This is a genomic window from Streptomyces johnsoniae (genome assembly GCF_031845565.1).
GTDB lineage: Bacteria > Actinomycetota > Actinomycetes > Streptomycetales > Streptomycetaceae > Streptomyces > Streptomyces johnsoniae.
Window position 1 is genome coordinate 369,780 of record NZ_JAVREV010000007.1, and the last position, 11,526, is coordinate 381,305.

The window sequence follows — 11,526 nt, forward strand, 5'->3', positions numbered from 1 at the left end:
GGCGCGTTTCCCCGTCCTAGGCTGCCGCGCTATGAAGAGACAGACGCAGGTCACAGCCGCTCTGTTCACCATGGCGGCGGGTCTGATCACCGTCCCACCGACCTCCGCCGCACAGTCCGCACCCGCACCCGTGGCCATGGCGGCCCCGGTAGCTCCCGCAGCCCCGGGGGCCACCGGGGAGGTCACCCTGATCACGGGCGACCGGGTGCTGCTCCGGGCCGACGGCGAGGTGGCGTCCGTGGTCCGGGGCGAGGGCCGCGAACAGATCGCCTTCTCGGTGCGCCGCACCGACGACGGGCTCCTCGTCGTGCCGAGCGACGCCGAGCAGCTCATCCAGCAGGGAATCGTCGACCAGCAGCTTTTCAACGCAACGGAACTGAGCCGTCCGGAGTACCAGCGGCTGGCCGGGGACGGCACCCCGGTCATCATCACCTACGAAGGAGAACGCCCCGCACAGCTCTTCGACGGATCGGCCCCGCAGGTGCGGGCCGAGTTGGAAAGCATCAACGGCGAAGCCCTCACCGTGGCCGACGAGGACGCCGGCGACGTCTGGGCGGCGCTGACCGGCCCCGGCACCCTCGGCTCCGCGTCCTCCGCCGTCGCCACGCTTGCCCTCGACGGACTCAACCGCGCCCAACTCGACACCAGCACCGGCCAGATCGGGGCCCCGGAGGTGTGGGAGGCGGGTTACGAGGGCGATGGCGTGACCATCGCGGTCCTGGACACCGGCATCGACACGTCACACCCGGACCTGGCGGGCGGCAAGGTCGTCGCCCAGGCCAACTTCGCGGGCACGCCCGACACCCACGACCACTTCGGGCACGGAACGCACGTGGCGTCGATCGCCGCCGGCACCGGAGCCCACTCGGGCGGGGCCTACGGCGGCGTCGCTCCCGGGGCGGAGTTGTTGAACGCCAAGGTCTTGGACGACCTCGGTAGCGGTTTCGACTCCGGGATCGTCCAGGGCATGGAGTGGGCGGTCGAGCACGATGCCCAGATCGTCAACCTGAGCCTGGGCGGCTCCGACGCACCAGGCATCGACGTACTGGAGGAGGCCATCAACCGGCTCTCGGCCGACTCCGGCGTCCTGTTCGTGGTCGCGGCGGGCAACGCAGGCCCGGGCGCGGTCGCCTCCCCGGCCACGGCCGACGCGGCGCTGGCGGTCGGCGCGGTGGACGACGAGGACGCGCTGGCCGACTTCTCCGGCACCGGCCCCCGCCAGGGCGACTTCGCGGTGAAACCCGACCTGACGGCTCCCGGTGTCGCCATCGGCGCGGCAGCGGCCGAAGGCAGTGTCCTGGCCGGTGAGAACGAGCCGGTGGCCGATGGCTACATCGCCATCGGCGGCACCTCGATGGCGGCGCCCCACGTGGCGGGCGCCGCGGCGCTGTTGCTCCAGCGGAACCCGGCCCTGACCGGGGAACAGGTGAAGGCGGCGCTGGTCGGCTCCGCCCAACCGAACCCGGACCTCGGCGCGTTCGAGCAGGGCTCCGGCCGCGTCGACGTGGCGAGTGCCGTCGAGCAGTCGGTGATCGCCGAGCCGGTCTCCCTCAGCTTCGGCTCCGCGCTGTGGCCTCACGAGGACGATACGCCGATCGCCCGGGAGCTGACCTACCGCAATCTCGGCGAGGACGAAGTGACCCTTGACCTCGGCCTGACGAGCAGCGGCCCGGCCGGAGACGCGGCACCGGACGGCATGTTCACGCTGAACGCCGAGCAGGTCACCGTACCCGCCGGCGGCACGGCCACGGTCGAGGTCACCGTCGACACCCGCCTCGGCGGCGAGGTCAACGGCGACTACAGCGTGCTCGTCACCGCGGACGGTGACGGCCAGTCGGTGCGCACGGCCGGCGCGGTGCACCGCCAGGACGAGCATTACGAGCTGACGATCGAGGCCATCGGCCGCGACGGCGAACCGCACCCCGAATGGGGCTTCTTCCTGGAGAAACTCGGCGACGATACGGTCAGCACCCTGTCGCACGGTGCCCGCGACAGCGACGGGACGACGACCCTGCGGGTGCCCCCGGGCGACTACTACGCCCGGCTCGACGGGTTCATCGTGGACGAGGATCTCAACCTGCTCGGCGGCGAGTCGTTCATGCAGCCGCTGCTGGAGATTACCGAAGACACGACGCTCACCTTCGACGCGCGGGAGGGCCGGGATATCGACTTGTCGGTGTTCGCGGAGGACGCCGTCCGAACGAGCCTGATCCTCGGATTCACCAACCGCAACGGGTACAGCGAAACGGCCATCCTGCCGGGTGAGTTGCCCGCGGGCTTCCGCACCAGGCACCTCGGTCCCGAAGTGCCGGAAGACGACTTCTACTCCTTCGTCAGCGCCGGCTGGACGGGCGCGGAGGGCCGGTACCACACCTCGTACGACCGCAACGGCAGCTTCTTCACCGGCCTCACCGACCATGTGGGCGAGGAGGACGTGGCCGAGCTGACCGTCCACCAGGGGCAGTGGGCCGAGCACCACCTGGGGACAACGCTCGTCTGGCCGGAGACCGGTCCGGCCACCACCGTGTTCGACTGGGAGAACCCCGGCGAGGACCTGCCACGCATGTCCACGGAGTTCGTCAGGGCCGACGGTATGGGCTGGGCCATCGGCGCGGACCACCCCACCCCCGACAACCGGTCGGAAGGCACCTACCAGACCGAAGTCGAGCAGTACGCGCCCGGTGAAAGCTACGAGTTGACCATGGGCGTCGGCGTTCTCGGCCCGCACCTGAACATGGAGACCGACCTGACCCGCCAGGGCGACCGCCTGTTCACCGATGTCGATCTCTTCGCCGACGGCCAGGGCAACCGCCTTTACAACGGCTTCTACGACGAATTGTCGATCACGCTGTACCGGAACGGCGAGGTCTTCCGGACCGCGGAGGACGGACGCACCTGCGGCAACTGGCCGCTCCTGCCCCCGTACATCCAGTCGTGCGTGCGCTTCGACGTTCCGCCGGACGAGGCCGAGTACGAGTGGGTCACCAGCGTCAACCGCGCTTCCCGGGCGGATGTCAGCACGGAGGTCACCACCTCGCTCTCCTTCACCTCGGCCCACTCCCCCGGCGAGGAGCACCAGAAGCTGCCGGTCTCGGTCGTGCGCTTCACGCCCGAGCTCGCGCTGGACAACTCGGCCCCGGCGGGCGAGACCTTCCCGGTCCCGGTGACCGTCGAAGGCACGGCGGCCGACGGGAACCTGGGAGCGCTGTCCGTCGAGGTCTCCTACGACCGCGGGGAGAGCTGGAGTGAACTCCCGGTCGAGGACGGTCGGATAACGGTGCAGAACCCCGCGGCCGACGGCAGCGTCTCCTTCCGGGCCGAGGTCTCCGACGCGGACGGGAACACGACGCGCCAGACGATCCTCGACGCCTACCTGACCCGGTAGGGGAACGAGGGGATGCGGCCGGGTCCGGTGGGAGACGCCTCGCGTCTCCCACCGGCCCCACGACCGCGGCCCGCCGGCCACCCGGGCGATGTCCTTCGGAACGTACGAGGCCATGCTGCCGAAGCCCACATACACCGGTGGTGCGCTCGCCTCCAGGAACGCCTCCAGCCCTCCGGAGCGACGGGAGGCCGGTCTCCTCCGGCGAGGTGCGGGTTGCCTTGTCCACGGGTTACTAGTGGCGTTCGCTGTAGCCGTACCGGGACATCGGCTCTGCGCTCACCGCCACCCCGGGCAGGTCGGCGGCTCCGGTGACGTCGTGAGGCTCCCAGAGTTGGAGGGTGCGCAGGCGGGGCAGCCGCTGGAGCGGCCGGAGATTCTGGCCGGTGATGTGGTCCAGGGTGAGTTCTTCGAGGTGGGGTACGGCTTCGGCGAGGCGGACGAGGTCGAGGTCGCGGGGGGCTCCTTCCAGAGTCAGGCGAGTGACGTGCGGCAGGGCGGTGCCGTGGGCGAGGAGGGACGCGGCCACAGGCGCGGAGACGCGCAGCCCCGTGACCTCGCAGGCAGCGAGTGCTTGCCAATCCGCCGCGTGGAGCTGGGGAGCGAGGCCGCGCAGGGTGAGATCACGCAGCCGTGGCCACTCCCTCAGACCGGAAAAATCGCGCAGGTCCTCCCACCAGACGAGCCCGGTCATAGGAGTCCCCGGCGGGAAAAGGGCCGATGGGTGCTCAGGACCTTGCGAAGCCACCGTCACTTCGCCGATGTGCGCGAAATGCCCAAGCTCGCCGGGGACGCTCCCAGGCGGAAAGGTGAAAAGCATGGAGGGGACCGGAAGGTCCGCCAGGGGAGTCAGATCCTGGCCGGCCGCAGACGAAAGCACGGATAGATGACGCAATTGAGAGAAGCTGCGCAGGAGGCGGAAGTCGACTGCGTCCGCGAAGCTGAGCACCTCGCATTTGTCGGCGATGCCGGCGTCCAGGAGCACCCGCGGGTCATCGATCGCCGCCGTGTAGAGGCGGGGGGAGGCAGCCAGGTGCGGGACCTGCGCGGCCGAGTTCAGCAGCACCGTGCTGCTGGGGCGCAGGGCGGGCAGGATGGTCTCGGCGTATGCGGCGGCATCGAAATGGCTCCAGGCCGTGGTGAGCCACAACTCGACCCTGTCGTTGGGGTGCCCGCAGAAGGCGGCCAGCCGGGTGAGCGCTGCCGGGCTGCCCAACTCGCGCAGCGCGTGGATCACCGCGAGGGCCTCGTGGTCCGTCAGGCCCTCAGGGCCGGGCAGCAGTTCGACGAGTACCTGCCCGGCCTTGGCCAGTGCGGACGCCTCGGCACGAGTTCTGGGTGGCAGCAGCGCCGCGGTGCGGGCGGTGACCAGTTCGCGGACGGCGGGGTCGAGTTCGGGGGCGTGCTCCAGGCAGGCCGCGGCGAGCAGGTGCAGCCGGATGCGGTGACGCTTGACGTCGTCGCCGCGCTTGACCAGGCCCTTCAGCAGCCGCGCGCGTTCCTCGGGGCGGCCGTGGGCGACGGCCATGCGGACCACGTCTTCCCACTGGTCGCGGTGCGCGTTGCGCACGATGAGCGGGATGTCCCTGGCCTCGATCGCCTCGCGGGCGGCGAGGTAGTCCTGGAACGTGCGGTGGACGAAGTCGACGAGCCCTTCGGCCGGCTCCCGCAGGAGGCCGGAGCGTTCCACCAGGTAGCGGCACACCGTCTGCGGCGTTCCCGCGGCGGCCACGTGGGGCATCAGCGGCATCGACTTCTCGATCACGTCCTCGGCGTCGTCCTGTTCGATCTCGGAGTGGCCGTTGCGGATCAGCCAGTACGCGATCTTCTGCAGCAGCAGGGTCTGGGTCTGCGCGTCCAGGGCGATGCCGGTCGCCACGCCGCGCTGCCGGTCCCGGCGTTCCAGCAGCATGCGCAGCGCCGCCTCGTACAGCGCGGTCCGGCCGCGAGGGAGGTAGCCGTGGCTGGAGCGGTGCAGCGCGCACATCACCGCGCACATGAGCGGGTTGGTGGCCAGCAGCGCCAGGTCCTGCCGACTGCGCACGGCCGTCAGCAGCGCACCGGCCGCCTCCTCGCCGGCGCCGGCGGCCCGGTGCCAGCGGTGCACGAAGGTCGCAACGTCCTGCTGGTTCATCGGGCTCAGGGAGAAGTCGGTGAAGCCGTCCGCATCCAGCCAGTTGGCTCCCACGGCCGAGGGGCGGCTGGTCACCACCAGCGCGGTGAGGGGGAACTCCCGCATCAGTTCGCGCAGCCACTCGCGGGCCGCGGGACGCCGTTCCTCGGGTATCTCGTCGAGGCCGTCGACCAGCAGCAGCCCGCGGCCGTCCGACAGCACGCGCTCGCACCAGCCGGCCGGCGGGGAATGCGGGCAGCCGACCGCCGACAGAAAATCGGCCGGCATCGGCAGCTGCTGCCCGGACCGGGTGAGCGTGCGCATCGGCAGCACGAACGGCACCCGGACCACGAAATGCCCGAGGTGCGCCCCGAACTGCCGCTCGGCCGCGGTGACCGCCAGCCACTGCACCAGCGTCGTCTTCCCCGACCCGGCCACCCCGCGCAGCAGCACCCGCCGCAGTCCGTCCAGGGCCCGCTCCGCCCGTTCCGGAGGGCGGGGCACCTCGCGCTCCTCGACGGTACGGGTCAGCTCCAGATGCAAGTAGGCGTCATCAAGCGGCCACTGCGTGTCCAGTTCCAGCCCGAAAATGGTCAGCTGGCCGTGCCGACCGGCCACATACCGCCGGTAGCGGTCTTCGAACGCGGTATCCGTCGCGGTCTGCCCCGGGACCCGTTCGGCCAGGGCCTTCAGCCGGTCGGCAATCTCCTGGTTCTGCCGTGTCTGCTCCACCAGGGTCCTGGCGATGAACGTCGAGCGCCGGGTGAAGAAGTCGATGATGTGGACACAGGCCAGTCGCGTCAGGGAGTCCAGGAACTCCGCCGCCTCCGAATCCTGCGCGGGCCCGGCCCCGGCCGCCTTCGCCAAGGCCCGCGCCAGCCCGTCCGCGCCCAGTGCCACCGCGTGCGCATCGTTCATTCCCAGCGCGCCGAGCGTCAGCAGCCGGTCGGCCAGCGCGGAACGCAGGAACTCCCGGTGGTCGGCCAGCTCGCCGGCCTCGGGACCCATCGAGCGCAGTGCCCGGTCCACGATCTCGCCCGCCAGCCTGTGCACGTCCCTGACGGACAGCTCGCGCTTCTCCCCGCGGAAAGCGAGCAGCGCGTCCAGGCGAACGGGCTTGTCCACCAGGCCGGCGCCCGCGGGCTGACCGCGGAACAGCTTTCGCACCACAGGCCCCACCGCTGCGGCGGCCACCCGGCCCCCCAGGTACATCGGGTCCACCATGCCCCACCCCCTCCCGGCAGCGGGAGCGTACCCGCACATCCGGCGGGATCACACCACACCGGCTGCCGACAGGAGACCTGTCCCCCGTCGTTTCAGCCCTTGCCGTCGCCCCTGCCCTTGGAGTCCGGCTTCCAGTCCTGGGCGAGGAGCCCGAGCACCACCTCGTCCAGGAACTCGCCCATCACCCAGGCCGCGGAACGCAGCACACCCTCGCGGACGAAGCCGTTGCGCTCGGCGGAGCGCAGCATCGCGTCGTTGTCCGACAGCGTCTCGATCTGCAGCCGGTGCAAGCCGCGCACGACGAAACCGTAGTCGCACAGCACCGCGACCACGTCGGTGCCGTAGCCCTTGCCGCGGGCGGACGGCACCAGCCCGATCCCGATGTGCGCGGACCGGTGGTGGTTGTCGATGTCCCACAGCGACGCGGTGCCGACCAGCGCGTCGCCCTCCAGCTCCACCACGGAGAACGGGACGATCCGCTGCTCCTCGTCGTTCACCGCGAGCCGCGAGTCCTTCGAGCCGGGCGTGATCGGCCGCCACGGCCCGCCTTCGAACCGCGAGGCGTTCACCACGTCGTCGTAGAGCTCGGCCCGAAGGATCGGAACGTCCTCCTCGTGCCGGGCCCTGAGCCCGACCTTGCTGCCCCTTAACATGCACGCTTCCTATCCGACCGGCCCGACCGGCGGCAAACCATTAAGGGGCCGACCGTTCAGCCGGTGCTGGGCCCTGTCCTAGGCCCTGTCCTAGCCGATGGGCACCACGCGGGCCCAGGTGGGCGGTTCGGGGCGTCGGTAGTGGCCCGCGTGCTCGCGGCGGAACAGTCCGACCACCGTCCGGCACAGTGGCCGGCTGCTCGGCCAGGGGGTCTGGCCGTCGGTCAGGACGACGATGACGTCCGGCCCGGGCCGGGTCCGCAGCGCCCTGGTGAAGCCCGTGCGCAGATCCGTACCGCCGCCTCCGGTCAGCGTGATTCCCTCGGCCCGGCACAGCGGACCGGCGAGGTGGGCCGCGGCGTCGCAGGACAGCACGGTGACCAGGTCCCGGCGACCGCCCACGGCGCGGGAGATCGCGGCGACCTCGTGGAGCGCGCTGCCCAGTTCGGCGTCGCTGACCGACCCGGAGGTGTCGATGATCACCGAGACCCGGGGCGGCCTGCGCCGGAGGCTCGGCAGCAGGGCGCCGGGCACTCCGGCCGAGCGCCGCGAGGGCCGGCCGTAGCTGTAGTCCTCGCCGGCCCCGGGGCCGGAGGCCGCCGAACGGACCGCCGCGCCCAGCAACTCCCGCCACGGCTGCGGCGGATGGAACGCTTCCTCCGCCCAGCGCCGCCACCCCTTGGGGGTGTCGCCCGGGCTGCCGATGATGCCCTGCGCCACGCGGAAGCGGACGGCGTCCCGTTCCTGGTCGCTCAGTCCATGTGCACCGTCAGGTCCGAGGTCCCACTCCCGTTCACGTCCGTCGGCGCCGCTGCCGCACTCCAGCCAGGCGAAGTCCTGGGTGCGCGCCCCGAGACGGAACTGGCGCAGGTAGTCCTCCATCAACTCGCCTTCGCGCAGGCCCAGGTTGGCCGGCGTGACGGCGCCCGCGGGCCGCGGCAGCCCGTCGCCGAACACGTCGTCGTTGATCTCGCAGTCCGCGGCGATGTTGATGCGCAGCCGTTCCGCGGGGCCGGTGAGCCCGTGCTCCCGGGCGAACCGGTCGCCGCGCCCGTGGTGGTCGCGCAGCAGGTGCGACACCTCGTGCACCCACACCCCGGCCAGTTCCTCCACGGGTGTCCTGTCCACGAACGCCGGGGAGGCGTAGGCCCGCCAGTGCCGGTCGACGGCCATCGTCGGCACCCGCCGCGACTCCACGACGTGCAGGGCGAACAGCGCCGACGCCAGGTAGGGCCTGGCCCGGACGGCGCGCAGCCGGGCGGCGAAGAGTTTGCCGAGGTCCAGCGTCCCCGGCTCACCGGCGGTCAACGGCCGCCCCGCCCGGCGGTGGAGCGGGCCGCGGCCAGGTCGGCGCGCCGGGACAGGGACACCGCTCCGGCGAGCCGTTCAATGGTCGCCGGGACCTCCCAGCCCTCGCGGCGCAGGGTGGCCAGCGTGGTGGCGGGAACGACGACCAGGTCCGGGGCTCCCGTCTCCACCGCGCGGGCCAGCAGCGCCCAGGCGGCGTCCCAGCGGGACTTGTCCGGCCGCGCCCGGACCGCCGCCACCACCGCGTCGAGCGCGGCCTGGCGCAGGTCTCCCCGTTCGGGGAGAGCGGCGCCCGCCGGGTCGGCGAGCAGGTCTTCTGGGTCGGGGAGGTCCATCCGGTCGAGACCGGCCAGGAGTTCAAGACCGGGGCCGTCCCCGACGGCGCCCCTCACCAGCAGGGAGAGCACTTCTCTGGACGAGCCGGCCGCGGTCGCGAAGGCGACCAGGCTCAGGGTCATCTCCCAGCTCCGGGGGGACGGCCACGCACCGCCCCGGCCGGTTTCCCCGCTGGGCAGCCGGTGCACGAGGCCGGGCCGGGCAGCGAGCAGCCCGCACACCGCTCGGCGGGCGAAGTCCACGGCGTCCGCGAGCCGTTGGGGGTCAAGCCGGGGCAGGGTGGCGCGCGGCCAGGTGCCGCCGAGGCCGCGTACCACGACCTCGTGGTCGTGGGTCCACCGGAGGTGGACGAACCGGTTGGCCAGGGGCGGGCTCAGTTCCCAGCCGTCGGCGGCCGAGGAACGCGGATTGGCGGCGGCGACGATCCGGACCCCGGGCGGCAGCCGCAGGGCGCCGACCCGCCGTTCGAGTACGAGGCGGAGCAGGGCGGCCTGGACCGCCGGTGCCGCGGTGGACAGTTCGTCAAGGAACAGCAGTCCGCGGCCGGCCCGGGCCAGCCGCACCGCCCAGTCCGGCGGGGCCATCGGAACGCCGCGTTCCGCCGGATCGTCCCCGACGATGGGCAGGCCCGCGAAGTCGGACGGCTCGTGCACGCTGGCGATCACGGTGGTCAGCGGGAGGTCGAGGGCGGCGGCGAGCTGGGTGAGGGCCGCGGTCTTGCCGATCCCCGGCTCGCCCCACAGGAGCACGGGCAGGTCGGCGGCGACGGCCAGGGTCAGGGCCTCCAGCTGGACATCCGGGCGCGGTTCCGTGGTGGCGTCGCGCAGCAGCGCCAGCAGCTCGCCCGCGACGTCGAGTTGGGAGGCGGCGGACCGGGCGGGGGCGTCGGCGGGGGCGGACGCGGTGGCGGACGGGGTGCTTGGGGTGCTTGGGGTGCTTGTGGGCATGAGTGATCACCTGTCGGGTTCGTCGTGGGCCGCGGATGTGCGGCGGGGATGGGCCCTGCGGGCCCGGGTCAGCGGGTGGTGGCGTGCCGCGGGTGCGCGCGGCGGTCGCGGGTGCGGCGGTCGCGCGGGTGGGTGCCCGGGGCCGGGCCTGGCCCGGCGAGGCCCGCCCGGAACAGACCGTGGGCGACGCGCCCTCGCGCGGCGGCCTCCAGCTCGTCGCGCAGGGCGCCACCGGGCAGCGTCGATTCGCGGCCCAGCAGCCCCTCGACGACGGCCAGCGCGCCGTCGATGTCGCCGTGGTCCAGGCGTTCGCGGACTCCGGTGAGGGCGTCCGGCTCCCGGTGCGCCCGGCCGATCTCCCGCAGGCAGGGCAACGGGGTACCGGTCAGGGCGGCCAGCAGTTCCTCGCGCCGGATCTCGTCGGGGTCGTGGTCCAGCGCGGACAGCACGCCGTCGACGAGGCCGATCCGGTGCCGCGCGCCCCGGCACTCCACCAGGTGCGGCCCGCCCGCCCGCCGCGGCCCGGGGCCGGGGGGCGGCGGCGCGTCCGGTGCCAGGGCCAGGGCGACCAGCGGGTGCAGCTGGTCGGGCCTGATCAGCCCGGCGCGGATCAGCTCCAGATCGGGCAGGGCCCAGGTCGCCGCGTCGGGCAGCACCGGCAGCGCGGACGCGCGGCGTTCGAGGGGCGTTGCGGTGATCCGCGGCGCGGGCGGCCCGGTGCCGTTCCGCGCGGCGAGCTTCAGGAGCAGCCGGTGCCGGGCCCCGAGCCGAACGGTGACGGCGCCGGGCGGGCGCCCCTCGGCGCGGAGCAGGATGCCCGCCTCGGCCGGCCAACGGTCCACCGCGCAGCGGCGCTCGCCGGGCATCATCCGAAGCGGCTCCAGGTCAGGACCGGGTCCTTCCGCGCCGGGCGGCCGGTCGGCGCCGGCGCGGCTGCGCAGCTCACCGGCCCGGTGCGCGTCCCACAGATGTCGGTGCAGGTCGAGACGGTACCGCGGGTGCGGGCGTGGCCGCGGGTGCCGGTGGCCGCCGGTCCCGGAGCGGGACCCGTCCCACAGGGCGAGGCTGATCCGCTGGCCGGCGGCCGCCCAGGCGGGCGGGGTCCTGACCACCAGGTGCACCGCGCCCGCGCCGTCGCACCCCGCGCCGTCGCACCCCGCGCCGTCGCATCCCGGGCCGTCGCATCCCGGGCTGTCGCCGCCGGTGCCGTACCGGGCCAGCGTGAGGGTCAGGCCCGGGCGCAGCAGCCCGTCGGGGGCGATCCGCGGCATGTGCCAGCGCAACAGGTCGGGAGCCAAGCGGCGGAGATCGGCCCGGACTCGGGTGGCGAGTTCCTGGCCGTGAACGCGGGCCACCGAGCGGAGGCTGAGGTCGACATCGAAGCCCGCGGCGGCGCATGCCCCGGCCCAGTCGCCGGCGCGGCGGCGGGCGGTCGCGGTGTCGATCATGGAGGGCGGCACGGCGAACTCGCGCACGCGCAGCCACAGGGAGAGGCGGGAATCCTCGTTCGCGGTATGAGTGAGCATCAGCACTCACCTTGCGCGGACGGGTCCCCCAATCTGC

At 73.0% G+C, this 11,526-nt stretch carries 6 protein-coding genes; 1 reads left to right on the plus strand and 5 read right to left on the minus strand.

From position 1 onward, the window contains the following. Positions 1-31: 31 nt before the first annotated feature. Positions 32-3,385: a S8 family peptidase gene (locus tag RM779_RS15725; protein ID WP_311618317.1), complete on the plus strand. Its 3,354-nt coding sequence runs from the start codon at positions 32-34 to the stop codon at positions 3,383-3,385. A 232-nt stretch (positions 3,386-3,617) separates the two neighbouring features. On the opposite strand, the gene RM779_RS15730 is transcribed toward RM779_RS15725, so the two are convergent. From RM779_RS15730 to RM779_RS15750, 5 genes are all read right to left on the minus strand, one after another. Further along, positions 3,618-6,719 carry an NACHT domain-containing protein gene (locus tag RM779_RS15730; RefSeq protein ID WP_311618318.1) on the minus strand — a complete coding sequence of 1,034 codons (3,102 nt, stop codon included), beginning with the start codon at positions 6,717-6,719 and terminating at the stop codon, positions 3,618-3,620. A gap of 92 nt (positions 6,720-6,811) precedes the next feature. After that, positions 6,812-7,372 carry a GNAT family N-acetyltransferase gene (locus RM779_RS15735; RefSeq protein WP_311618319.1) on the minus strand — a complete coding sequence of 187 codons (561 nt, stop codon included), beginning with the start codon at positions 7,370-7,372 and terminating at the stop codon, positions 6,812-6,814. 90 nt (positions 7,373-7,462) lie between these two features. Next, positions 7,463-8,680 (minus strand): vWA domain-containing protein, encoded by a 1,218-nt coding sequence (locus RM779_RS15740; protein ID WP_311618320.1) that lies wholly within the window; start codon positions 8,678-8,680, stop codon positions 7,463-7,465. After that, a complete protein-coding gene (locus RM779_RS15745; RefSeq protein ID WP_311618321.1) occupies positions 8,677-9,963 on the minus strand; it encodes an AAA family ATPase in 1,287 nt (428 codons plus the stop codon). The genes RM779_RS15740 and RM779_RS15745 overlap by 4 nt, the downstream gene beginning before the upstream one ends. A 68-nt stretch (positions 9,964-10,031) precedes the next feature. Further along, positions 10,032-11,489 (minus strand): hypothetical protein, encoded by a 1,458-nt coding sequence (locus RM779_RS15750; RefSeq protein ID WP_311618322.1) that lies wholly within the window; start codon positions 11,487-11,489, stop codon positions 10,032-10,034. Positions 11,490-11,526 lie beyond the last annotated feature (37 nt).